23 protein-coding genes are annotated in these 23746 nt (G+C 45.8%); 14 read left to right on the top strand and 9 right to left on the bottom strand.

Annotation, left to right across the window (positions count from 1 at the left end; translation table 11 throughout):
- The first annotated feature begins 445 nt into the window (after window positions 1–445).
- The 9 genes from KIT90_RS18495 to luxS all read left to right on the top strand — a co-directional run bounded on the left by KIT90_RS18495 (window position 446) and on the right by luxS (window position 11053).
- Window positions 446–703, top strand: coding sequence for an oxaloacetate decarboxylase subunit gamma (locus KIT90_RS18495; protein WP_005448441.1), 258 nt, complete (start codon window positions 446–448; stop codon window positions 701–703).
- 33 nt (window positions 704–736) lie between these two features.
- Entirely contained in the window at window positions 737–2530 is a 1794-nt protein-coding gene (gene oadA, locus KIT90_RS18500; protein WP_285377935.1) for a sodium-extruding oxaloacetate decarboxylase subunit alpha, read from the top strand.
- A 9-nt stretch (window positions 2531–2539) separates the two neighbouring features.
- Entirely contained in the window at window positions 2540–3670 is a 1131-nt protein-coding gene (locus tag KIT90_RS18505) for a sodium ion-translocating decarboxylase subunit beta (protein WP_005438059.1), read from the top strand.
- Window positions 3671–3827: 157 nt separating this feature from the next.
- Window positions 3828–4778 (top strand): NADP-dependent oxidoreductase, encoded by a 951-nt coding sequence (locus KIT90_RS18510; RefSeq protein ID WP_285377938.1) that lies wholly within the window; start codon window positions 3828–3830, stop codon window positions 4776–4778.
- Window positions 4772–5233 (top strand): YqaA family protein, encoded by a 462-nt coding sequence (locus tag KIT90_RS18515; protein ID WP_005438056.1) that lies wholly within the window; start codon window positions 4772–4774, stop codon window positions 5231–5233. Before KIT90_RS18510 ends, KIT90_RS18515 begins: the two co-directional genes overlap by 7 nt.
- 9 nt (window positions 5234–5242) lie before the next feature.
- Window positions 5243–8086 carry a pitrilysin family protein gene (locus tag KIT90_RS18520; protein WP_045480255.1) on the top strand — a complete coding sequence of 948 codons (2844 nt, stop codon included), beginning with the start codon at window positions 5243–5245 and terminating at the stop codon, window positions 8084–8086.
- Between the two features lie 163 nt (window positions 8087–8249).
- Window positions 8250–9818 carry a glutamate--cysteine ligase gene (gene gshA / locus KIT90_RS18525; protein ID WP_005438052.1) on the top strand — a complete coding sequence of 523 codons (1569 nt, stop codon included), beginning with the start codon at window positions 8250–8252 and terminating at the stop codon, window positions 9816–9818.
- Between the two features lie 19 nt (window positions 9819–9837).
- Window positions 9838–10443, top strand: coding sequence for a hypothetical protein (locus KIT90_RS18530; RefSeq protein WP_005438049.1), 606 nt, complete (start codon window positions 9838–9840; stop codon window positions 10441–10443).
- Between the two features lie 91 nt (window positions 10444–10534).
- The gene (luxS, locus tag KIT90_RS18535; protein ID WP_005438047.1) at window positions 10535–11053 is read left to right on the top strand and encodes an S-ribosylhomocysteine lyase; all 519 of its coding nucleotides are present in this window, start codon (window positions 10535–10537) and stop codon (window positions 11051–11053) included.
- 85 nt (window positions 11054–11138) lie between these two features.
- On the opposite strand, the gene KIT90_RS18540 is transcribed toward luxS, so the two are convergent.
- Together KIT90_RS18540 and KIT90_RS18545 are read right to left on the bottom strand one after the other, a co-directional pair.
- Window positions 11139–12419, bottom strand: coding sequence for an HlyC/CorC family transporter (locus KIT90_RS18540; RefSeq protein WP_009707575.1), 1281 nt, complete (start codon window positions 12417–12419; stop codon window positions 11139–11141).
- 154 nt (window positions 12420–12573) lie between these two features.
- The gene (locus KIT90_RS18545; protein WP_005438043.1) at window positions 12574–13368 is read right to left on the bottom strand and encodes an inner membrane protein YpjD; all 795 of its coding nucleotides are present in this window, start codon (window positions 13366–13368) and stop codon (window positions 12574–12576) included.
- 213 nt (window positions 13369–13581) lie between these two features.
- Here KIT90_RS18545 and ffh point away from each other — a divergent pair, with 213 nt between their 5' ends.
- From ffh to rplS, 5 genes are all read left to right on the top strand, one after another.
- The gene (gene ffh, locus KIT90_RS18550; RefSeq protein WP_005438041.1) at window positions 13582–14970 is read left to right on the top strand and encodes a signal recognition particle protein; all 1389 of its coding nucleotides are present in this window, start codon (window positions 13582–13584) and stop codon (window positions 14968–14970) included.
- A 210-nt stretch (window positions 14971–15180) separates the two neighbouring features.
- Window positions 15181–15429: a 30S ribosomal protein S16 gene (rpsP, locus tag KIT90_RS18555; RefSeq protein ID WP_005438039.1), complete on the top strand. Its 249-nt coding sequence runs from the start codon at window positions 15181–15183 to the stop codon at window positions 15427–15429.
- A gap of 30 nt (window positions 15430–15459) precedes the next feature.
- On the top strand, window positions 15460–16008 hold the full coding sequence (gene rimM / locus KIT90_RS18560; RefSeq protein ID WP_005438038.1) for a ribosome maturation factor RimM: 549 nt from the start codon (window positions 15460–15462) through the stop codon (window positions 16006–16008).
- Window positions 16009–16035: 27 nt separating this feature from the next.
- Window positions 16036–16779, top strand: coding sequence for a tRNA (guanosine(37)-N1)-methyltransferase TrmD (gene trmD, locus KIT90_RS18565; protein WP_285377943.1), 744 nt, complete (start codon window positions 16036–16038; stop codon window positions 16777–16779).
- A 41-nt stretch (window positions 16780–16820) separates the two neighbouring features.
- Window positions 16821–17174 carry a 50S ribosomal protein L19 gene (gene rplS, locus KIT90_RS18570; protein WP_005438036.1) on the top strand — a complete coding sequence of 118 codons (354 nt, stop codon included), beginning with the start codon at window positions 16821–16823 and terminating at the stop codon, window positions 17172–17174.
- A 368-nt stretch (window positions 17175–17542) separates the two neighbouring features.
- Here the strand turns inward: rplS and yacG are convergent, their stop codons facing one another.
- The 7 genes from yacG to KIT90_RS18605 form a co-directional block, all read right to left on the bottom strand.
- On the bottom strand, window positions 17543–17737 hold the full coding sequence (gene yacG, locus KIT90_RS18575) for a DNA gyrase inhibitor YacG (RefSeq protein ID WP_009707573.1): 195 nt from the start codon (window positions 17735–17737) through the stop codon (window positions 17543–17545).
- Between the two features lie 62 nt (window positions 17738–17799).
- Window positions 17800–18540 (bottom strand): cell division protein ZapD, encoded by a 741-nt coding sequence (gene zapD / locus KIT90_RS18580; RefSeq protein WP_038896791.1) that lies wholly within the window; start codon window positions 18538–18540, stop codon window positions 17800–17802.
- 27 nt (window positions 18541–18567) lie between these two features.
- Window positions 18568–19182: a dephospho-CoA kinase gene (coaE, locus tag KIT90_RS18585; RefSeq protein ID WP_285377947.1), complete on the bottom strand. Its 615-nt coding sequence runs from the start codon at window positions 19180–19182 to the stop codon at window positions 18568–18570.
- Window positions 19183–20052, bottom strand: a complete 870-nt coding sequence (locus tag KIT90_RS18590; RefSeq protein WP_038896780.1) for an A24 family peptidase — start codon at window positions 20050–20052, stop codon at window positions 19183–19185. It abuts the gene before it with no gap.
- Between the two features lie 72 nt (window positions 20053–20124).
- On the bottom strand, window positions 20125–21348 hold the full coding sequence (locus tag KIT90_RS18595) for a type II secretion system F family protein (protein ID WP_285377950.1): 1224 nt from the start codon (window positions 21346–21348) through the stop codon (window positions 20125–20127).
- Window positions 21349–21381: 33 nt separating this feature from the next.
- On the bottom strand, window positions 21382–23067 hold the full coding sequence (pilB, locus tag KIT90_RS18600) for a type IV-A pilus assembly ATPase PilB (protein ID WP_285377952.1): 1686 nt from the start codon (window positions 23065–23067) through the stop codon (window positions 21382–21384).
- Window positions 23068–23553: a prepilin-type N-terminal cleavage/methylation domain-containing protein gene (locus tag KIT90_RS18605; protein WP_050905229.1), complete on the bottom strand. Its 486-nt coding sequence runs from the start codon at window positions 23551–23553 to the stop codon at window positions 23068–23070.
- Window positions 23554–23746 lie beyond the last annotated feature (193 nt).

The raw sequence follows: 23746 nt of genomic DNA on the forward strand, positions 1-23746 counted from the left end.
AGTTCTTCTAAGAACGGCTAGTTAAAATACCCGAGGGGCAAACCTTTGCCTGCAATTCCTAGAATCATTGTCCTACTTATTTCTTGTCACTCCACTACCATATTAGTTTTGTGTAAATGAAATGTTTAAATTTAGTTAATTTGAGCTAGGTTTATGTTTTTATTTTAGTTTTCATCCTATGTGCTGTTTTCGTTTTGAAATCCCAATCGCAGTTTTTACAATCACTTTCATTTAGTGTGGTTATAGATTAAACAATCTCATGAGAAAAGTGGATTTTCGTATAATTTGTGATCTGGGTAGTGAATAAATAATCAATATTAAGGATTATTTAAAAGCTTCCTTAAACAAAATTGACAAAATTTAACCAATCGAGATAATCCATTGGTCGGGATTTGACGCTATTAAAGTCCTGCACATTGTCAGGATGACAAAGAAAGGAAGCAACATGACGAATATAGGAAGCCTGCTAGTAGATGCGGCCACCCTGATGTTAACAGGGATGGCGGTCGTATTTATTTTCCTCACCATTCTAGTTTATCTCGTTCGGCTGATGTCCAAATTGGTACCGGAAGAAGTACCAGCGCCGATCGCAGCACCGAAAACAAATACCAACGTTCAATCAACCTCTTCAGCTGTTAGTCCACAAGTAGTGGCGGCGATCTCGGCTGCGATTCATAAACATCGCGCCTCTGTCGCGAAGTAGCCGAAAGATAGGATTAAAAAGGAGTTTAAGAACATGTCTAAACCACTCGCTATTACAGATGTGGTCCTTCGTGACGCCCATCAGTCTCTATTCGCAACGCGTATGCGTATCGAAGATATGCTGCCTATCGCAGCTGAGTTAGATAAAGTTGGTTACTGGTCGCTAGAGACTTGGGGTGGCGCAACCTTTGATGCGTGTATCCGTTTCTTGGGTGAAGACCCATGGGAGCGCTTGCGCGAATTGAAAAAGGCCATGCCAAATACACCAATGCAAATGCTACTGCGTGGTCAAAACCTTTTAGGATACCGCCACTATGCCGATGACGTAGTAGAGAAGTTTGTTGAACGCGCGCACGCAAATGGTATGGATGTGTTCCGTATCTTTGATGCAATGAACGATGTACGTAACTTCCAAAAGGCAGTGAAAGCAACGGTAGACGTTGGTGCACATGCTCAAGGGACCTTGTCTTACACTACCAGTCCTGTACATAACGCAGATACTTGGGTGGATTTGGCTAAACGTCTTGAAGACTTAGGCTGTCACTCTCTATGTATCAAGGACATGTCCGGCCTACTCAAGCCATATGAAGCCGAAGAGCTGATCACTCGCATCAAAGCGTCTTGTGATGTGCCATTAGCGCTTCATTGTCACGCAACAACCGGTCTATCTACGGCGACTGCAGTGAAAGCGGTAGAAGCAGGCATTGATATTCTTGATACCGCGATTTCTTCGATGAGCTGCACATACGGTCACACGCCTACAGAGACAGTGGTTGCGATGCTGCAAGGTACAGAGCGCGACACCAACCTAAAACTAGATCAAATCGAGCCTATCGCGGCTTACTTCCGTGAAGTACGTAAGAAATACGCGAAATGGGAAGGTCAGCTAAAAGGTGTGGATTCACGCATTTTGATCGCTCAAGTACCAGGTGGCATGTTGACTAACATGGAAGGTCAGCTCAAAGAACAAGGCGCTGCAGATCGTATCGATGAAGTATTGGAAGAGATCCCACGTGTACGTGAAGATCTTGGCTTTATCCCACTAGTGACACCGACGTCTCAGATTGTCGGTACTCAAGCGGTGATCAACGTACTAACAGGCGAGCGCTACAAGAGCATCACTAAAGAAACTGCGGGTGTTCTAAAAGGCGAATACGGTGCAGCTCCAGCAGCAGTAAACGCCGAGCTACAAGCAAAAGTGCTGGATGGCAAAGAAGCTATTACTTGTCGTCCTGCTGATTTACTTGAAGCAGAAATGGAGACCCTAACCGTTGATTTGATGGAGAAAGCGCAATCTGAAGGCATTAAGCTAGCAAGTGAACGTGTCGACGATGTTCTAACTTACGCGCTGTTCCCTCAAGTTGGTCTGAAATTCCTGAAAAACCGTGGCAATCCAGATGCCTTTGAACCAGCACCAACCTTAGAAGCTGCAAAACCAGCTGCTGCACCTGTAGCGCAACCTGCTACTGGCGGTGTAGAAACCTACAGCGTGCGTGTTGATGGTCAAGTGTATGAAGTAGAAGTTGGGCCGCAAGGTCAATTAACTTCTGTGACGCCAAATGCGGCAGCAGCGCCTACTCAACCTGCTGCGCCAGTTGCTGCTGCCAATAGTGCCGCGGAAGCAGTACCAGCGCCACTTGCGGGCAACATCTTTAAAGTCAATGTTCAGCCGGGGGCTGAAGTGGCGGAAGGTGATGTACTTTTGATTCTTGAAGCGATGAAGATGGAAACAGAAGTTCGCGCTGCACGTGGTGGTGTGGTTCAAGAGTTGAACGTGAAAGAAGGGGACGCTGTTACCGTTGGCTCGCCTCTTCTTAGCCTGACGTAAGGGAGTATCATGGACGGATTGATGACCTTATGGTCAGAAACAGGGATCGCGAACTTTGAGTTCGGCCAAATCTGTATGATGCTGGTTGGCTGTACCTTGCTGTTTTTGGCGATCAAAAAAGGCTTTGAACCCTTACTGTTATTGCCAATTGGTTTTGGTGCTATCTTAGCGAACATTCCAAACGCTGGCTTTACCGATCCGGGCGGCTTGTTGTACTACGTCTACTACATTGGGATCGAGTCGGGCGTGTTCCCACTGCTGATCTTCATGGGCGTAGGTGCGATGACTGACTTTGGCGCTTTGATTGCGAATCCGAAAACCTTATGGTTAGGTGCTGCGGCGCAGTTTGGTATCTTCGCAACATTGTTTGGTGCGATTCTACTTAACTACGTTCCGGGTATGGAGTTCTCCATGGCGGATGCATCGTCTATCGCGATCATCGGTGGTGCGGATGGCCCAACGGCTATTTTCTTGGCGAGTAAACTCTCTCCAGATCTGTTAGGTGCGATTGCCGTGGCAGCATACAGCTACATGGCCTTAGTACCGATCATTCAGCCACCAATCATGAAAGCTCTGACAACCAAAGAAGAGCGCCAGATCAAGATGGCTCAGCTTCGCCATGTTGGTAAGTGGGAGAAAGTGATCTTCCCACTTGCTGTACTATTGATGACGATTCTGTTCTTACCTTCGGCAACGCCGCTAGTTGGTATGTTCTGTTTGGGTAACCTGATGCGTGAAGCCGGTGTGGTGGATCGTTTATCGAAAACAGCTCAAAACGAACTGATCAACATTGTGACCATTTTCTTGGGGCTTGGTGTCGGTTCTAAGCTGCAAGCTGAGCAGTTCTTGAACCTAGAAACGCTAGGTATCTTAGGACTTGGCGCGGTCGCATTCAGTATTGGTACTGGCGCGGGTGTTCTGATGGCGAAATTGCTTAACAAGTTCTCGAAAGAAGACATCAACCCACTTATTGGTGCGGCAGGCGTTTCTGCAGTACCAATGGCGGCACGTGTTGTGAATAAGGTTGGCCTAGAAGCAAACCCACAAAACTTCTTGTTGATGCACGCAATGGGACCAAACGTTGCTGGGGTACTCGGTTCAGCAGTAGCTGCTGGTATATTGCTCGCACTTGTCGGCTAGTATGTCACTGTAAGTAGAGCCTGAAAGTTGGTGGATATTCTATGAAATGGAATTAGCTATCAATTTACAAATTGGCGATTAACTTCGACAAACAAAATGGTTTATAGTCAAAGGGATGCTCTTGCATCCCTTTTTGTTTTCTCGCAGGGAATGGGTTATGGAACACAAACAGATAGCGATTACCGAATTTGGCGACGCAGACGTTCTTGCACTGCAAACCACCACAACACCGGCACCACAAGCGGGTGAAATCCTCATTAAAGTTGCCTACTCAGGCATAAATCCAATTGATGTTAAAACTCGAGCAGGGCTTGGATGGGCTGCCGCACAAAATAAAGATAACTTACCTTGGGTTCCGGGTTATGACATCTCAGGAAAAGTCGTTTCCTGTGGAGAGGGAACGTCGCGTTTTAATGAAGGCGACGAGGTAGCGGGATTTATCGGCTTCCCTATCCGAGGCGGTGGTTACAGCCAATACGTTTGTGTTCCAGAATCTGAACTCAACCATGTTCCAAATACTGTCACGTTAGAGGCGGCAGCGGTACTACCTCTTGCGGGACAAACGGCGGCTCAAGCATTAAGCAAGGCCAATGTTACCGAGGGCGACCGAGTATTGATTCTCGCAGGCGCTGGTGGCGTTGGGCATATAGCGGTACAAATCGCCGTGGCAACCAAAGCCGAAGTCTTTACCACCTGCAGTGAGCGAAATTTAGACTACCTCGCCACATTGGGGGCGCATGCAGTGAACTATCAATTTGCGCCAGTGTCAGAACGTGTTGAAGATGTGGATGTTTTGATTGATCTTGTTGGTGGCGATGCTGCACTTGATGCTCTCAAATGCCTGACTGATGATGCTCGAGTCATCACCGTTCCAACCATTACCGCCGAACTGATCTGCGAAAAGGCGAAGCTGCTTGGCTTTGAGGCGAGCGGCATGTTGGTGGAACCCGATCGCGAACAACTCGACACCTTACTTTATATGGTTGGGGTTGGATTGTTGAAAACAGAAATACAACACGTCTATCCGATGAATGAGGTTGTGGAAGCACACAAACAAGTCGAATCCGGACGGACGCGAGGCAAGATCTTGCTTGATATGACATGTTAGAAGCCTTTAATGCGGCTTTTGAAAACCTAGCACTGTGGTTTTCTGATTCTGCATTGTGGGTGCTATTCATTACCGGTTTTCTCAGTGCCACTTTGTTACCAGGTGGCTCTGAAGCGGGATTGATAGCCACTTTATCGTTAAACCAGTACTCCGTTTCTTCCATTATCATTGTAGCCACGATCGGTAATACCCTTGGTGGTTTGACTAACTATTGGCTTGGGTTGTGGATTCCTAATAAAACTCAAGACGAAAAGCACGGTCACACCGCATTGAAGTGGCTGTCAAAATACGGTTACTGGGGATTATTCTTTAGTTGGTTGCCTGTTATTGGCGACCCACTATGTTTAGCGGCAGGATGGTTAAGGATGAAGTTTCTGCCGTGTTTAGTTCTTATATTTTTAGGCAAAGCCGCAAGATACAGTGTGCTGGCTGCCATCTATCTCGGTTTATTTTAAGGAAAGCGCATGAGAATGTTTTGGGTAAGTGCGTGCTCACTTTTAGTGATCACGGGCTGCGCATCAAACGCCCCTGTTTCGTCATTGCCTGATGGGGTGACTTTCGTCGAGTCATCAAAAGCAGAAGAAGGCAAAGTAAAAATCCCATACCAGAAATATCAGCTCGATAACGGCCTTACGGTGATTCTGGCACCTGAAGATTCTGACCCACTTGTGCATGTGGATGTTACTTACCACGTGGGTTCTGCACGTGAAGAGATCGGTAAATCTGGCTTTGCGCACTTTTTCGAGCACATGATGTTCCAAGGTTCTGAGAACGTAGGTGACCAAGAGCACTTCAAAATTATTACGGAAGCGGGTGGTACCCTAAATGGTACAACTAACCGTGACCGCACCAACTACTTCGAAACTGTTCCGGCTAACCAGTTAGAAAAAATGCTGTGGCTCGAATCGGATCGCATGGGCTTTTTGCTCGATGCCGTGTCTCAACGTAAGTTTGAGATCCAACGTTCTACGGTGAAGAATGAGCGAGCTCAGCGTTACGACAACCGACCTTATGGTTTGATTTGGGAACGTATGTCTGAAGCCTTGTACCCAGAAGGTCATCCGTATTCATGGCAAACCATCGGTTACGTAGAAGACCTTGATCGCGTGGATGTGAACGACCTGAAAGCTTTCTTCTTGCGCTGGTATGGCCCAAACAACGCGGTATTGACTATTGGTGGTGATATCGATGTAGAACAGACGTTGGCGTGGGTGAACAAATACTTTGGCTCGATCCCTCGTGGCCCTGAGGTGGAAAACGCTCCTAAGCAGCCAGCTAAGCTTGCCGAAAGCAAATACATCACATTAGAAGATCGTATTCAGCAACCTATGGTCATGATCGCATGGCCGACAACTTATAGCGGTGAAGCGAATCAAGCCTCGCTGGATACTTTAGCTAGTGTGTTGGGCAGCGGCACGAACAGCGTGCTTTACCAAGACTTGGTCAAAACACAGAAAGCTGTCGATGCGGGATCATTCCAAGATTGTGCTGAGCTGTCGTGTAATTTCTATGTTTACGCGATGGGAGATTCTGGCGACAAAGGTGATTTATCTAAGCTCTATGATGAGTTGATGGCATCGTTGGATAAATTTGCCAAAGATGGCGTAACCAAAGATCGTCTTGAGCAACTGAAAGGTAAAACCGAAGCCGACGCGATTTTTGCTCTAGAAAGTGTAAAAGGCAAAGTCACGCAGTTAGCATCAAATCAAACGTTCTTTGGTAAGCCAGATCTGATTGAACAGCAGCTTGAGCAGCTTCGTGCTGTTACGCCTGAATCGGTAGAAAAAGCATACAGTGATTTTATTCAAGGCAAGAACAAGGTAACGCTGAGTGTTGTGCCAAAAGGTAAGACAGAGCTAGCTGTGAAGCCTGCAACCTTCGTAACGCCAAAACGCACATTACCTGAGTACGAAAAGATCACCGATGACCAATTGGCTTATCGTCGTGCAACGGACAATTTCGACCGCTCTGTCCAACCGCCAGCGGGCGCGCCTGTTGAAGCAACGATGCCAAAACTGTACGACGTTCACTTCAAAAACGGTTCGGAATTACTTGGAACCGTAAGCAGCGAAACACCAACGGTGACAATGCAGTTTAGCTTGCCAGCTGGTACGCGTTTTGTTGAAAGAGGCAAAGAGGGCCTTGCTCAGCTCACTGCAGCGATGTTGCAAGAGGGCACTACTAAGCGCTCTGCAGAAGACATCCAAGCTGAATTAGACAAGCTTGGCAGCGTTATTTCTGTCGATGCGAGTGGTTACACGACGGACATCAGCGTTTCTGCACTTGAGAAGAACCTTGCCCCAACGTTGAAGATCGTTGAGGAGATGTTGTTGTCTCCGGCATTCAAGCAAGAAGATTTTGACCGAGTGAAAACACAAGCGTTAGAAGGTCTGGTTTATGAACACCAAAAACCAAGCTGGATGGCATCACAGGCAAGTCGCCAAGTGTTGTATGGTAACTCTATCTTTGCACGCCCGAAAGATGGCACCAAGGCGGGGCTTCAAGCGCTGACGTTGGATGATGTTCGTGATTTCTATGCGAAGCATTACACGCCACAAAGTGCACAGATCATTGCCGTTGGTGATATCAGCAAAGCGGACTTAGAGAAACAACTGTCTTTCTGGGCAAATTGGGAAGATGACGCCGCTCCACTTTACGCGCCGCAAACTATCGCACCACTCGGTACGCAAAAAGTGCACTTGGTGGATAAGCCAGGGGCGCCACAAAGTGTGGTCATGATGGTTCGTCAAGGCATGCCTTACGATGCAACTGGCGATTTCTATCTAGGTCAGTTAGCAAACTTTAACCTAGCGGGTAACTTTAATAGCCGTATCAACCAAAACCTTCGTGAAGACAAAGGCTACACTTATGGTGCTTATGGTTATTTCTCCGGTAATGTAGAAACGGGATCGGTTGTATTTACTGCGCAAGTGCGTGCGGATTCGACGGTGGCGTCTATCATCGAGATGGAGAATGAGTTGAACGAGTTCTCACAATCGGGCATGACTGACGATGAGTTGAAATTTATGCGCCAAGCGGTCGGTCAAAAAGATGCACTGAAATATGAAACGCCAACACAGAAAGGCAAGCTCATCAGTGATATTTTGAAATACAACTTAGATAAAGATTATCTACAGCAACGAAACGCTATTGTTGAGACCGTCGATAAGCAGACGCTCAACGCTCTAGCACAGAAATGGTTTGACCCGAACGACTATCAAATCGTGGTCGTCGGAGATGCGACTTCCCTTCGCCCTCAACTAGAAAAGTTAGGGAAAGACGTGGAAGAGCTTGAAATCATTCGATAGAGTACACATTTAATAGCGGAGAGGAGACTCTCCGCTATTCGTTTCTAACTAGATAAATGACTTTTTGATGGGTTATTTATCTAGATGGATTATATATCAATAACTTAGCTTTCACTTGCCACGCTTGGCGAGTGTCCTGCTCCCAATATAAGCGAACCTCATTTTGACTGATTTTGCTGCGCGACTAAAACAAGTTGCATCAAACCCAGAAGTATTTAAGCAGTTTGGACGCGGTGTTGAGCGAGAAACTTTGCGCTATCGTCAGGATGGACACCTAGCAACAACACCTCATCCAGAGGGTTTGGGCTCAGCGTTCACAAACAAATGGATCACGACAGACTTTTCAGAATCTCTACTGGAATTCATTACGCCTGTATCACATGAGATCCCTGAATTGATGGGACAGTTGAAAGACATCCATCACTTCACTCAAACCAAAATGGGTGAAGAGAAAATGTGGCCGCTTTCGATGCCATGTTATGTAGGCACTGAAGATGATATTCAGCTGGCTCAATATGGCTCATCAAACTCAGCAAAAATGAAAACGCTTTACCGTGAAGGTCTAAAACGCCGCTACGGTAGCTTGATGCAAATTATCTCCGGTGTGCACTTCAACTTCTCTTTCCCTGAATCGTTCTGGGATGCGCTGCATGGTGAGCAAGATGAAGAAGCTCGCCAAGAAACGAAATCTGCAGCGTACTTTGCTCTAATCCGTAACTACTACCGTTTTGGTTGGATGATCCCGTACTTCTTTGGTGCGTCACCAGCGTTGTGTGGCTCGTTCATTCAAGGACGTGAAACGGATCTGCCATTTGAGAAAATTGGTGGCACGTTATACCTACCAAAAGCAACCTCTCTGCGTCTGAGTGATCTTGGTTACACCAACAGCGCTCAAAGCGTGCTTAAGATTGGCTTTAATAGTATCGACCAGTATCTTGAAGGTTTGAGTGACGCGATTCGTCGTCCATCTGAAGAGTTTGCTGAGATTGGTGTGAAAGTCGATGGTGAATATCGTCAGCTTAACTCAAACATTCTGCAAATTGAGAATGAACTGTACGCCCCAATTCGTCCGAAACGTGTAACGAAGAGCGGTGAAAAGCCTTCGGAAGCGCTTAAACGTGGCGGTGTGGAATACATTGAAGTTCGCTCGCTCGATGTGAACCCATTCAGTGCCGTTGGTGTGAGTGAAGAGCAAGTTCGCTTCCTTGACCTATTCCTAACGTGGGCAGCGCTTTCAGACTCAGACCCGATGGATAACTGCGAGCTAGAATGCTGGCGTGACAACTGGAACAAAGTCATTGTTTCTGGCCGCGAGAAGGGCTTGATGCTGCAAATCGGTTGCCAAGGCGAGCGTCTGTCTCTACAAGATTGGGCTCATCGCGTATTCGCTGACCTTCGTCTGATTGCGGTTGAAATGGATGCCGCAGCTGGTGGCAATGCGTACCAAGCGGTTTGTGACAAACTAGAATCTTGGATTGATGAACCAGAGCTGACCATTTCTGGCCAACTGCTTGAGCTGACAAAAGAGCACGGCGGTTTAGGTAAAGTAGGCTGTGCGCTTGGCATGAAGTTCCGTGAAGAAAACCTAGCACACAGCTATGAGCAATATTCAGCTGACGCAATGGAAACGGAAGTTGCGACATCGGTAGAGAAGCAAAAACAAGCAGAGCAAAGTGATACGTTATCCTTTGATGACTTCTTAGAAGATTACTTTGCTTACCTAAAACAATAATCAGCAGTAAGGACAGGGATTGGACATTAAGCCGTTAGTGGTGTCTGTACTTGGGAGCGTGATGTTAGCCGGTTGTGCGACTGCGCCCCCAAAGCAACAAGACAACCTATGTGAAATATTCCGAGAAAAATCCGGTTGGTATGAAGATGCCAAAGACATGGAAGAAGAGTGGGGCACGCCAATCAATGTGGCGATGGCGATCATTAAGCAAGAAAGTAGCTTTCGTCATGATGCTCGACCACCTAAAGACTATATTCTCGGCTTTATTCCGTGGGGACGCGTTAGCAGCGCTTACGGTTATGCTCAAGCCCAAGACCCTGCTTGGGATGATTTCCAAGATGCGACGGGACAAGGTGGCTCACGTACGAACTTCGACGACTCCATGATGTTTGTCGGTTGGTACACCCATGAAACTCGTCGTCAATTGGGTATCTCGTTGTGGGATCCTTACAATCAGTATCTTGCGTATCATGAAGGACGTGGCGGCTACAAACGCGGCACTTATAACAGTAAACCAAGCTTGATTAAGGTTGCTAGGCGCGTAGAGCAAACCGCAAAGACTTATGGCTGGCAGCTGAAACAATGTCGTCAGGAATTAGAAGACAACAGCGGCTGGTTCTTTTAGCTCACTCAATCCATGGATTATGAGTGAGGGAATGAACAGAAATAACGACCAATACTTGTGAGTGTTGGTGATTACAATCAGGAGAGATGTAATGCCTTTATTAGACAGTTTTACCGTAGACCACACACGCATGAATGCACCAGCAGTCCGTGTGGCTAAAACGATGCAAACTCCAAAAGGGGACACCATCACGGTATTCGACCTACGTTTCACTGCGCCAAACAAAGACATCCTTTCTGAGAAAGGGATTCATACATTAGAGCACTTGTACGCAGGCTTTATGCGTAACCACTTAAACGGTGAGAGTGTCGAGATTATTGATATTTCACCAATGGGCTGTCGCACCGGTTTCTACATGAGTTTGATTGGCACGCCTTCAGAGCAGCAAGTGGCTGACGCTTGGATTGCCGCGATGGAAGATGTTTTGAAAGTAGAAAACCAAAACAAGATCCCTGAGTTGAACGAGTACCAATGTGGTACAGCAGCAATGCACTCTCTGGATGAAGCAAAGCAAATCGCGAAGAACATTCTAGAAGCCGGTGTATCAGTTAATAAGAATGACGAGCTTGCACTGCCAGAGTCAATGCTAAAAGAACTACGCATTGATTAATCTGTCTTTCAGATAAGAGCGTGGAGTTCGAAACGCATAAAAAGAAAGAGCCTGACAATGTCAGGCTCTTTTTGTTTTTTCGACGCTATTTATCGCTACTTTTCTTGAGTTTTGGGTACACCTTAACAAGCTTTATGCGATTCTCTTCAATATCGACAATTTCCATTGGATGCCCAGCGACTTGCACGCTTAAATGGCTTTCTGGAATGTCTTCTAAATGTTCTAGAATCAGACCATTCAAAGTTCGTGGGCCGTCGGTCGGTAGTTTCCACTTCAAGCCTTTGTTGATATCACGAATGTTGGCGCTGCCTTCAATCAAGAAGCTGCCATCGCCTTGCGGAGTAATTTCTTCCGATAAGCTTGGTGCTATGGATGTGGTGAATTCGCCAACGATCTCTTCCAAGATATCTTCCAACGTTACCAGACCGTTAATGTCGCCATACTCATCGACAATCAAACCAATGCGCTGTTTGTTGCGTTGGAACTTCAGCATCTGCACGTTCAGAGGTGTGCCTTCTGGGATGTAGTACACCTCATCGGCAGCACGTAGCAGTGTTTCTTTGTTGAACTCGTTCTTCTCTAGCATTAATCGATAAGCTTCGCGCAGACGCAGCATACCAACCACTTCATCAATCTGGTCGCGGTACAACACAATACGGCCATGAGGAGAGTGAGTCAGCTGACGGACGATAGATTTCCAATCGTCATTGATGTCGATGCCAGTGATCTCATTACGTGGCACCATGATGTCGTTCACGGTGACGTGTTCAAGATCCAAAATCGAAACCAGCATGTCTTGGTGACGGCGCGGAATCATGCCACCCGCTTCATTTACAACCGTGCGTAATTCTTCTGAACTAAGGTGATCTTCTGTGTTGTGATCGGCTTTCACGCCAATAAGGCGGATAAAACCATTAGTAATAAAGTTCACTAACATCACCAGAGGTGAAAGAACTTTCATCAGAATCGTAAGGAGAATACTACTCGCGTAGGACACGCGTTCAGGGTAGAGGGCGGCGATGGTTTTCGGTGTGACTTCTGCAAATACGAGTACCACCATAGTCAGTGCACCAGTTGCGATGGCAACACCGATATCACCGTATAATCGCATACCCAAAATGGTCGCGATGGCAGACGCCAAAATATTAACAAGGTTGTTGCCGATAAGGATAAGACCAATCAAACGATCTGGACGGTCTAATAGCTTTTCGACTCGCTTCGCCCCTTTATGCCCATTATTGGCTAAGTGCTTTAAGCGGTAACGGTTCAAAGACATCATCCCTGTTTCTGAACCTGAGAAGTAACCTGATATGACGATAAGACACGCGAGTAGCGCAAATAAGATACCCGTAGATATGTCGTCCAAAACGCAGCAGTTCCTTGTATGTGTTTGGTTAATTTATGACCGAGCTTGGCCGCTAAGTCAATGGAATAAGGGGTACTCTATTTTATTTACCCATCAATATAAAGGATAAGGAGCACAAGGCTCCTTATTAATTGAATTTAATAGATGGATTACATCAACTTAATATGATCTCTTTCACGAAGCGGCTGCCAAAGTATGCCAAGGTCAGCAGTGTCGCACCCGCGACTGCAAACCAAGTCACTTTCTTACCACGCCAACCTTTTTGATAATGACCCCAAAGCAAAATGGAATACACAATCCAAGCGATAAAAGAAAGGATACCTTTGTGTGCTTTACCTTGAGCAAACATGTCTTGTACGAAGACAAAACCAGTAATCAATGTGCCTGTGAGTAATAGGTTACCAATCAAGATAATCTTGAACAGTTGTCGTTCAACCATCATCAATGGTGGCAAGTTTGGATTAATTGCTAACGACTTCTTAGCTTTGAGCTTGTGGTCAAGCCACGCAAGTTGTAGTGCGTATAGCGCACCAATTGTTAAGGTAGCGTAGGAGAACAGCGCAAAAGAAATGTGAATAAGTAGCTTAGGGTCGTTCTCTAAATGCTTAATAAACGTGCTTGGTAAGAAGGTAGCAGCAGTTAAGTTGATGGCAGCAAAGCTATAAACCACAGGAAGAAGGAACCACAAACGATTCTTGAGCATCGCCACACTCATCACAAGGGATATGATAAAGCTGATCAAAGAAGCGACGTTAAGAATGCTGAGGTTTTGCCCTGAACCGTCGAAAATCAGATCACTCAGAATCCAAGCGTGAAAAACCAACGCACATGCCGCACTGGCAAATACGGTTTTCGCTTTGATTCCTGACTGCTGAGAGAGTCCGGGAATGATGGTCGCAATTGCCAAAACGTAAAGAATGGCGGCTGCGATGGCAATTAAGCTATCCATGAATCTTAAGAGTTATTGTGCACAATGGTGAAAATTATACCTTGCATTACTCTTTGGGGCTATGGGCGATGCCTCATCAATCACGAGAGATGAGATATTGAAATTAACAAGTTAGCCCTCAAGTTAAGGATAAGAGCAGTGTTCGGGTATGACTGTGACGTTGGCTAAGGTATACTCACACTAATTAATCGCCATTTTAGCGAAGAGACAAAGATGTTTGAGAATTTAACGGATCGATTATCCAAAACGCTGAAGAATATCAGCGGTAAAGGTCGTCTGACCGAAGACAACATTAAAGAAACCCTACGTGAAGTACGCATGGCACTATTGGAAGCGGACGTTGCGCTTCCTGTTGTACGTGAATTTGTAAACCGCGTTAAAGAAAAAGCGGTGGGTGTAGAAGTTTCTAAATCCCTAACACCGGGTCAAGAGTTCATCAAGATCGTTCAAGCTGAGCTTGAAGCGGTTATGGGTGAATCTAACGAAGCTCTTAACCTAGCAGCACAGCCGCCAGCAGTGCTTTTGATGGCAGGTCTACAAGGTGCGGGTAAAACTACATCGGTAGGTAAGCTTTCTAAACTGCTAAAAGAGCGTGATAAGAAGAAAGTTTTGGTTGTGTCTGCCGACGTTTACCGTCCTGCGGCAATCAAACAGCTAGAAACCTTAGCATCAGACATCGGTGTCGACTTCTTCCCATCTTCACCGGATCAAAAGCCAATTGATATTGCTAACGCAGCTATCGATCACGCGAAGAAGAAATTCTACGACGTGTTGATTGTCGATACCGCGGGTCGTTTGGCTATCGATGAAGAAATGATGGGTGAGATTAAAGATCTTCACTCAGCGATTAACCCTGTTGAGACGCTGTTTGTTGTCGATGCAATGACAGGTCAAGATGCGGCGAATACAGCAAAAGCATTCGGTGATGCGCTACCGCTAACTGGTGTGATTCTGACTAAAGTTGATGGTGATGCACGTGGTGGTGCGGCGCTATCAGTTCGTCACATCACAGGTAAGCCAATCAAATTCCTAGGTGTGGGTGAGAAAACCGACGCGCTAGAACCGTTCCATCCTGATCGTGTTGCATCGCGCATTCTAGGTATGGGTGACGTACTGTCACTTATCGAAGACCTACAACGCAATGTAGACCAAGAAAAAGCAGAGAAGCTAGCGAAGAAGTTCAAAGAGAAGAAAGGTTTTGACCTTGAAGACTTCCGTGAACAGCTAGGTCAAATGCAAAACATGGGGGGCATGATGGGTATGCTAGACAAGCTACCAGGCATGTCTCAGCTACCATCAGACGTGAAAGACAAAGTTGACGACAAGATGTTTAAGCAGATGGAAGCGATCATCAGCTCAATGACAATGAAAGAACGTCAACGCCCAGAAATCATCAAAGGTTCGCGTAAGAAGCGTATCGCTGCAGGTTCTGGTGTTCAGGTTCAAGACGTTAACCGTCTATTGAAGCAGTTCACCCAAATGCAGAAGATGATGAAGAAAATGCAAAAGGGCGGCATGAAAGGCATGATGCGCAACATGCAAGGTATGATGGGCGGCGGCGGTATGGGTGGAGGCGGTGGCTTCAATCCATTTGGCCGTTAAACGATTGCCTAGACTTTAGTTTCAGGGTGTTAGCTACATCACAAACTTGAATTTCAATTTATGTTGGTGAAAAAGTAACTAAATCCCTTGCATTGCTTCGGGATAAGAGTAAAATTCCGGAGCTTTATTTTGGCACGAGACCCCAGATTGTTCAGTTTTATGAATGATTATTGGGGTTAATTTTATTTTTGAGAAAGCAAAGAGGACGACATGGTAACCATTCGTTTGGCACGTCACGGCGCTAAAAAGCGTCCATTTTATCAAATCGTAGTAGCGGACAGCCGCAACGCTGCAACTGGCCGTTTCATCGAGAAAGTTGGTTTCTTTAACCCAACTGCAAAAGGTCAAGAAGAAGGTCTACGTCTAGACCTAGACCGCGTTAACCACTGGGTTGGTCAAGGCGCGTCTCTATCTGACCGCGTTGCTAAGCTAGTTAAAGACGCTCAAAAAGCGGCTTAATTTTTTTACTTTAGAAGTAGAAACTAGTTTATGTCGATGAAAGGTAAAGAAACAATGAGCAACGAAAAGATTGTTGTAGGCAAGTTTGGTGCTACTTACGGCATTCGTGGTTGGCTTAAAGTTTTTTCCTACACAGACAATGCTGAAAGCATTTTCGATTACAGCCCTTGGTTTATTAACCAAAAGGGTACGTGGGTTGAGTACAAAGTAGAAAGCTGGAAGCGCCATAACAAAGGTATGGTGGCTAAGCTGGAAGGTCTAGATATTCGTGAAGACGCGCATCTAATGACAAACTTTGAAATTGCTATCGACCCTGCGGTACTTCCTGAATTGTCAGAAGATGAGTTCTACTGGCGTGAATTGTTTGGGATGCAAGTAGTAACCACTAAAGGTTACGATCTAGGTGTCGTATCTGACATTTTAGAAACTGGCTCAAACGATGTTCTGGTTGTTAAAGCAAATCTTAAAGATGCTTTCGGGCAGAAGGAACGATTAATCCCGTTCCTTGAAGAGCAAGTGATCATCAAAGTTGATCGCGAAGCTCAACGGATCGAAGTTGACTGGGATCCTGGATTCTAATCTCCAAAATTACAGAGCGAGATAAACATGTGGGTTGGCGTAATTAGCCTGTTTCCTGAAATGTTCCGTTCTGTTACTGATTTTGGGGTAACAGGTCAAGCGGTTAAAAAAGGTCTTTTGTCGATTGAGACTTGGAATCCTCGCGATTTCACTCACGACAAGCATCGCACTGTCGATGACCGACCTTACGGTGGTGGCCCTGGTATGCTAATGATGGTTCAGCCTTTGCGCGATGCCATTCATACCGCGAAAGCAGCCTCACCGGGTAAGACGAAAGTCATTTACCTTTCTCCTCAAGGTCGCAAGCTCGACCAAAAAGGGGTTGAAGAACTGGCAACGAATGAGAATTTACTTCTGATTTGTGGCCGTTACGAAGGGGTAGATGAGCGCATCATTCAATCTGAAGTCGACGAAGAATGGTCGATTGGTGATTTTGTGATGACGGGTGGTGAGATACCTGCCATGACGTTAATCGATTCTGTCTCTCGGTTTGTTCCGGATGTACTAGGGGATTTTGCGTCAGCAGAAGAAGACTCTTTTGCAAATGGCTTGTTAGATTGCCCTCACTATACGCGTCCTGAAGTGTTGGATGATAAAGAAGTGCCAGCGGTACTGATGTCAGGCAACCACAAGGACATTCGTCAATGGCGACTAAAGCAGTCGCTAGGCCGAACTTGGCTAAGAAGACCAGAGCTCCTGGAAAACCTAGCTCTGACTGACGAACAGGAACAATTACTTGCTGAGTTCATTAGTGAACATAACGCAAAGTAACCTAATTTATTTAGTATCAGTTTATTCTAGGAATTTAAAAAATGAGTAACATCATCAAGGCTCTTGAAGAAGAGCAAATGAAATCAGGCCTGCCTAAATTTGCACCAGGTGACACTGTTGTAGTTCAGGTTAAAGTTAAAGAAGGTGAGCGTGAGCGTCTACAGGCTTTTGAAGGCGTTGTAATCGCAATCCGTAACCGTGGTCTTCACTCTGCTTTCACTGTACGTAAGATCTCTAACGGTGAAGGTGTTGAGCGTACGTTCCAAACTCACTCTCCAGTTGTTGATAGCATCGAAGTTAAACGCCGTGGTGCAGTACGTCGTGCCAAGTTGTACTACCTACGTGAGCGTTCTGGTAAGTCAGCTCGTATCAAAGAGAAACTTGCTAAGAAGTAATGCTATAACTAGCGTTCTCATAGTAAACGGAGCCCATTTGGGCTCCGTTTTTTTATGCGAGAAAAAGTTAGGGAACGGACTTCGTCCTTCTAGAATCGGAAACGCTACGCTTCGAGATTCGAGAGCACTTCGCTTTAAGAATCGAGAGGTGTTGTTGGAGGGGGAGTGCAAGAAGTTTATCCCCGAAGGCTTTGACAGGGCTTGTTCCTAAAAAACAAAATAGAGCCGAATCCCGAATCCCGAATCCCGAATCCCGAATCCCGAATCCCGAATCCCGAAAAACAAAAAGGGTCGATGCTCTCACATCAACCCCTTTATTATTCTCAAAGCTTAGCGTCCTTGTTTCTCGACTCTAGCTTCTCAATTCTTTAGTACTGGTCTTCAGACCAACCATCGCTGTCCGACATATCCGGAGCACCGGCGATGGCGTTTTCTTCATCAGCCCATTCGCCAAAATCAATCATTTGGCACTGCTTGCTACAGAAAGGGCGGTGAGGGCTTTGTTCGCCCCACTCAACGTCAGCGCCACATTGTGGGCATGGAACGACTGTAATTTTAGACATCGTCATTCGTCCTATTTATTCGGTGTTCAAAGGTATTAAGGCAATAGTAGTGCTTGTTGAGCTTAGCTACAAACAGCAAGTTCAAACTCGACATCTTGCGTGCAAGCTTGACCACTTTCGAAAGCCATAAACTTGATGGCGAAACGGTTCTTATGACCCGAAATCATCGGGTAGACACCGTATTCCATTGGGATGTGTAAACGTAAAATATTGGCTTCATCAGCATCACTTTGGAAAAAGCCTGCGCGGGCGATTTGCGCTTTGAAGTGACCCGTTTCGCGAGTAAGTTTTAGCCAAAGCGCTAACGCATCAGAAAGCGGCTTTAAGCTGGCTTGCCATTGGTTAGCATCGTGCTTTTTACGCTCAATCGGTAAGTGGAGCCAATAATGCAAAGCGGGTAGGTCGAAACAACATGAACCACCAGGTAGATTGAAACGCTGGCGAATTGAACTTAAGAAGCGGTCTTCTTTTAATGCTTGGCCGAAGCGCTCAGCTGCCATCAATTGGCTGTGTACGACATCGATCTCTTTTAGAAGCTCATTCAGTGCTTGTTGATCTACGCCATCAACATTGAGCCAGTTACGATAAGCTAAGCGCTGCTTTTCAAGATCTTTAGCCAGTTCGCTTTTTAGCTGGATTTGCTCGAAGATCTCGACCATATCGAAAAGGGCACGAAAGAACAGCTGATATTGATGGTTATCAGCGAAACTTGAGGCTAGATGAGCCTGACGCAGCAAAGACTCAACTCTTAAATAGATGCGAGTTTTTTCATTTAACGGATGTTCAAATTTGTGCGTGGTCATCGACATTAGCCTTGGTGAGTTTCATTCCTATTTTCGCAGATTTTTCTTACACATGGCTAGGTACTTTTCGTGTAAATCTGTGATTTGAAGCAAAAGATCTGGGTCATCTGGATTATTCTTCACCACATCATCTGCCAGAGCAAGTCGTTGCTCACGAGAAGCCTGGGACGCCAAGATCGCATTTGCCTGCTCTTCGCTTACGTTATCGCGTTTTACAGTTCTGGATATCTGGGTTTGTGGGTCAACATCGACGACAAGAACTCGATCACATAAGCTATCAAGCTTATTCTCTACCAATAAAGGTACAACCAAGAGGGCATAGTCCGATGTGATTTGCTCCAAATCTTCGATCATCTTTTCACGAATCATCGGATGTAATAAACCATTAAGCCATGCTTTCTCTTCTGGATTAGAGAAGATCTTTTCTCTTAACTTGGCTCTATCAAGTGTCTGATCATCGCGAACAATACCCGCACCAAAGTGTTCAACGATGGCATTAAGTCCGGGAGTTCCCGGTTCTACAACTTCGCGAGCCACGATATCAGCATCGACAATGTCGATTTTGAACTGCTGTTTGAATAGGTTTGCCACCGTGGTTTTGCCACTCGCAATACCGCCAGTTAAGCCAATAACAAAAGCCATTTATACTCCTAGAATCGACGTAAAGTACCAGTTGAGGATTTGATGGCCCCAAATTAGGCTCACCCATCCCGCAATTGCAAGGTAAGGGCCGAAAGGAAAGGCTTTCTCGATACCTTGTTTTTGCAAGCGCAGTTGGATAAGACCAAAGATGACGCCCACTACTGATGAAAGCAGAATGATCATCGGTAGTGATTGCCAACCCAGCCAAGCCCCTAAGGCTGCAAGGAGTTTAAAGTCGCCATAGCCCATGCCTTCTTTGCCTGTAAGGAGCTTAAACAACCAGTAAACACTCCAAAGACACAGATAACCTGCCATTGCACCAATGATGGAGTCTTGTAGGTTTACAGGGCTGATGCCAGAGAGCGCGAGCGCAATACCTGCCCACATTAATGGCAGTGTAAGCTGGTCTGGCAACAGCATAGTATCGAGATCGATAAATGTGGCGGCAATCAATACAAAGGTAAAGAAAACCAGCGCGACAGTGAAGTAGCTAAAACCGAAGTGAAAAGCGATAAAACCCGAACAAAAGGCAGTAAGCAGTTCGATAAGAGGGTAGCGTGCACTGATAGGAGATTGGCAGTTGTGACATTTACCGCGCAGAAGCAGCCAACTAATCACTGGGATATTGTCACGAATACGAATCTGAGTGCCACATTGCTGACAAGATGAGCGTGGTACGCTTAATGTCAGTTTCTCTTTTGGTGGTTCGATTTTGTATTCAGGGAATGATTCCGCGCATTCGCGTCGCCATTCTAATTCCATGATTTTGGGTAATCGATAAATAACAACGTTGAGGAAACTACCCACGATCAAACCGAAAACCGTGGCAAATACAACGAATAGCCATGGGTAGTACTGGAATACTTCCATATCTGTCTCTTGAGCGATGAATCAAACAAGCAAGATGCTGTTTTGAAGGAATTAATTTGCTAAAGGATCATTCTATCCCAATACGCTCATCAAGTTAAAGATTGGCAAGTACATTGCTGTGACCAAACCGCCAACAACGACACCGAGAAAAACGATGATAAGTGGCTCTAAAATCTTACTTAGGTTATCGACGGTATTATCGACCTCAAACTCGTAAATTGCTGCAATCTTGTTGAGCATGTCATCCAAGCGACCAGATTCTTCGCCAATCATGACCATTTGCAATACTAGCTCGGGGAAGACATTGCAGTTGCGCATCGCAATATACATTGGCATACCCGCAGCCGTATCTCGGTATACCTCTTCTATTGCAAGTTGATAGTGCATGTTACCCGAGGTTTTTGAGGTGGTTTTTAACGCGGTGAGGATTGGGATGCCAGCACTAAAACTGGTCGCAAGCGTACGACTAAACTTGGCAATGGCGGCTTTGGATAAAACTGGACCTAAGATGGGAATCTTTAAACTGGATCGAGCGAGCAATAGCTTGAAAGAATCAGAGCGGTTCGATATGACTTTTGAGCCGATCAAGAAACTCAAGAAACCGAGTCCAATGAAAGGGCCCCAGTTCTGAGTCCAAGCAGAGAGGTCTAATACCATCTGAGTAAAAGCAGGTAAATCCGCACCAAAGCCGACAAACATCTTTTCAAACTCAGGAATGACCCGAGTCAGCATTAGGTAGGAAACCCCTAAGGCAACCAAGACAACCATGGCCGGATAAATCAGTGCTTTGATCACTTTCGCGCGCAACTGTTCGCTTTTTTCTCTGTAGGTTGCCAAACGCTCGAAGACTTGGGATAAATTACCAGACTGCTCACCCGTTGCGATTAAATCGGTATAAAGCGGATCAAAATGTGTGCTAGCGGTGCGCATGGCTTTCGACATTGGTGTTCCGGCCTCTACTGCCCGTGTCACACTCATTAAAATCGATTTCATTTCCGCTTTCTTATGATTCTCTGAAACCAACTTAAGTGCCTGAACAATCGGGACGCCTGTCATCAGCATGGTAGCTATTTGGCGAGTAAACACCGTGATGTCTTTCCCTTTGACTCTATGGCTCAGTTTAGTAATAAAAGAAATACTGCCCTTTTTCAGTTTCTTGATTTTGATGTGCTGAGCGTCGAGGCGTTCTCTTACTTCGATTTCCGTCATGGCGAGGACATTACCTGAGGTCTTCTTACCTGAGCTATTGATCCCTTTCCAACGGTAGTTCTTAAGTTGAGGAGTGATGGTTTTCATAAGCGGAGTGACTGCCTAAAATTTCTGAAAAAGTTAAAAGTAGAGAACGCGTTGCAATTCGCTGAAGCTAGTGACGCCTTGTTTGAGTTTTTCGATGCCAGACATTTGTAGGGTTTGCATCCCTTTGGCGATAGCGAGTTTTTCTAATTCGTGTACTGAAGCTCCTTTTATGAGCGCCTCAGATAGGGATTCATCAAACTTCATCACTTCATAGATGCCGGTTCGGCCTGAATAACCGTGGGTACACTCGTTACAACCATCTGGATTGGCTTTAAAGATATGCTCTGTGTTGGTAATCCCGATATGTTGCAGTTGGGCATTTGGTTCTTGCGGTTGTCTACAGTATGGGCACAGTTTACGCGCTAGCCGCTGGGCGATGATCAAGCTAAGTGAGGAGGCAAGGTTAAAGCTTTCAACACCCATGTTGGATAATCGGATTACAGTTTCAGCGGCAGAGTTCGTATGTAACGTGGAAAGAACCAAGTGACCAGTTTGTGATGCTTTGATCGCGATTTCTGCCGTATCGAGATCTCGGATCTCACCTACCATGACTACATCAGGATCTTGGCGTAAGAAAGAGCGCAGGGCTTCGGCAAAACCAAAACCGATCTTAGGCTGGACTTGAACTTGGTTAATGCCGGGTAAGTTAATCTCCACTGGGTCTTCCGCAGTCGAGATGTTGATCTCTGTTTTATTAAGAATGCTTAGCCCTGTATAAAGAGAAACGGTTTTGCCACTACCTGTTGGACCCGTCATCAAAATCATGCCTTGTGGCCGACGCAGAGCATCCAAATAAAGCTGCTTCTGTTGGTCGCTATAACCAAGTTTATTGATATCTAATGCTGCAGAACTGCTGTCGAGTAAACGCAGTACGATCTTTTCTCCAAACAGAGTTGGCAGTGTGGAGACACGCATATCAATCGCGGTGTCTTGGTTTAATTTGAGTTTGATGCGCCCATCTTGCGGCAAACGGCGCTCAGCAATATCGAGTTTAGATAGTATCTTTATTCGGGCAGAGAGGCGGCGACTTAAATGGCTAGGTGGCTGTTGAATTTCAATCAAGATGCCATCGCAGCGTAAACGGACTCGATACATGTTTTCGTAGGGTTCGAAGTGAATATCGGAAGCCCCTTTACGAACCGCATCGAGTAAGATTTGGTTGATATAACGACTGACCGGTGATTCGTCTTGGCTGAGATCTTCAATGTTCTCAATCTCATCATCTCCAATCTCAACCAAGCTTGCGAGTTCGTCTTGGTTTATTTCTTTTAACCTCGACTTTTCCTGCCCAAGTGCTCGGCCATATAAGCGCCGAATGGCAGCGGTCAGCTCGCGAAAATCAGCCAGAACAAGTTCGACTTGCAAACCTGTTGCAAAACGAAAGTCGTCTTCGGCTTGAAGATTGGTTGGATCGGCAACCGCGAGAATCAAAGTTGATGAGGTGCGATTAAGCGGCAGAGCGTTGTGCCGAGTGATCAGATCGCGTAAGCCCAGCGTTTGGCATAACGAAGCGTACTCGTACTGATTGAGAGAAGTGCAAGAAAGCCCGAAAACAGAGCTCAGGTGCTCCGTTAATTCATGAGATTGGAAAAAGCCAGAATTGAGTAAAGCTTCTGGCATTGATATACCAGAAGCTTTAGCTTGCTCAAGTAACAGCTCTTCTTGAGAAAAGGTCAGTATCCCAGCTTGGCGAAGAACTGTTGAGAGGTTGGTTAGCATTTAACTTTTAGGGCAGAAGTCATTACTACCAAGATCACACGTTACAGCCCATGTAACCCCTGACATAGTTAACGTAGGCGTCAATTTAATAGTTCCGTTCTTTTTAAGACCAGCTTTACCTTTTGTTCCATCTACAGTTGCAGTAACTGTTCCTGTGATAGTCGCGGCTGCTGATGAGGTTGCAGCAGCAGTGACTGCAACGTCAGACGTTATGGCAAATGCATTTCCTGTACCCTTATCAAAGTCCTGAGCTGCGGGAACATTGGGTTGTCCAGCTGCGCAATTAGTTCCTCCACTTAACAGACAAACACCTACACCAGCTTTCATAGCTGAAGCAGTGCTGAGCATTTCAGAAGCGTGAGTTTTGTTAGTGTAATTTTGGTAAGCAGGCACTGCAAACGCAGCCAAGATACCGATAATCGCCACGACAATCATCAATTCAATCAGCGTAAAACCTTGCTGCTTTTTCTGTTTATTCGTTTTCATCTTCTTTCCTTAAGATAAATTTAGTTAATGCTTATGCATGGGGCAGAAGAGTAAAAAGAGTAGAAACAAGTGGAAACTGGAAACGAAGTGGCTCTCGAGTGAGATAAAAATCTTTGCACTGTAGTTGCATATTGCATGCAAGGTTTTGCGAGTGGTGTTATTTTTTAAGCGGATAAAAATAAAGAGCCTTGCG

Origin of the sequence: Vibrio sp. B172a (genome assembly GCF_030248355.1) — a bacterium.
Taxonomy (GTDB): Bacteria; Pseudomonadota; Gammaproteobacteria; order Enterobacterales; family Vibrionaceae; genus Vibrio; species Vibrio owensii.

Coding starts and splice junctions, on each gene's coding strand:
- KIT90_RS18515 (WP_005438056.1), top strand. CDS start 4,772: ATGTTAGAAGCCTTTAATGCGGCTTTTGAAAACCTAGCACTGTGGTTT.
- coaE (WP_285377947.1), bottom strand. CDS start 19,182: ATGGCTTTTGTTATTGGCTTAACTGGCGGTATTGCGAGTGGCAAAACC.
- rplS (WP_005438036.1), top strand. CDS start 16,821: ATGAGTAACATCATCAAGGCTCTTGAAGAAGAGCAAATGAAATCAGGC.
- KIT90_RS18590 (WP_038896780.1), bottom strand. CDS start 20,052: ATGGAAGTATTCCAGTACTACCCATGGCTATTCGTTGTATTTGCCACG.
- oadA (WP_285377935.1), top strand. CDS start 737: ATGTCTAAACCACTCGCTATTACAGATGTGGTCCTTCGTGACGCCCAT.
- KIT90_RS18605 (WP_050905229.1), bottom strand. CDS start 23,553: ATGAAAACGAATAAACAGAAAAAGCAGCAAGGTTTTACGCTGATTGAA.
- pilB (WP_285377952.1), bottom strand. CDS start 23,067: ATGCTAACCAACCTCTCAACAGTTCTTCGCCAAGCTGGGATACTGACC.
- KIT90_RS18510 (WP_285377938.1), top strand. CDS start 3,828: ATGGAACACAAACAGATAGCGATTACCGAATTTGGCGACGCAGACGTT.
- ffh (WP_005438041.1), top strand. CDS start 13,582: ATGTTTGAGAATTTAACGGATCGATTATCCAAAACGCTGAAGAATATC.
- rpsP (WP_005438039.1), top strand. CDS start 15,181: ATGGTAACCATTCGTTTGGCACGTCACGGCGCTAAAAAGCGTCCATTT.
- trmD (WP_285377943.1), top strand. CDS start 16,036: ATGTGGGTTGGCGTAATTAGCCTGTTTCCTGAAATGTTCCGTTCTGTT.
- rimM (WP_005438038.1), top strand. CDS start 15,460: ATGTCGATGAAAGGTAAAGAAACAATGAGCAACGAAAAGATTGTTGTA.
- zapD (WP_038896791.1), bottom strand. CDS start 18,540: ATGACCACGCACAAATTTGAACATCCGTTAAATGAAAAAACTCGCATC.
- KIT90_RS18595 (WP_285377950.1), bottom strand. CDS start 21,348: ATGAAAACCATCACTCCTCAACTTAAGAACTACCGTTGGAAAGGGATC.
- luxS (WP_005438047.1), top strand. CDS start 10,535: ATGCCTTTATTAGACAGTTTTACCGTAGACCACACACGCATGAATGCA.
- KIT90_RS18495 (WP_005448441.1), top strand. CDS start 446: ATGACGAATATAGGAAGCCTGCTAGTAGATGCGGCCACCCTGATGTTA.
- yacG (WP_009707573.1), bottom strand. CDS start 17,737: ATGTCTAAAATTACAGTCGTTCCATGCCCACAATGTGGCGCTGACGTT.
- KIT90_RS18545 (WP_005438043.1), bottom strand. CDS start 13,368: ATGGATAGCTTAATTGCCATCGCAGCCGCCATTCTTTACGTTTTGGCA.
- KIT90_RS18520 (WP_045480255.1), top strand. CDS start 5,243: ATGAGAATGTTTTGGGTAAGTGCGTGCTCACTTTTAGTGATCACGGGC.
- KIT90_RS18505 (WP_005438059.1), top strand. CDS start 2,540: ATGGACGGATTGATGACCTTATGGTCAGAAACAGGGATCGCGAACTTT.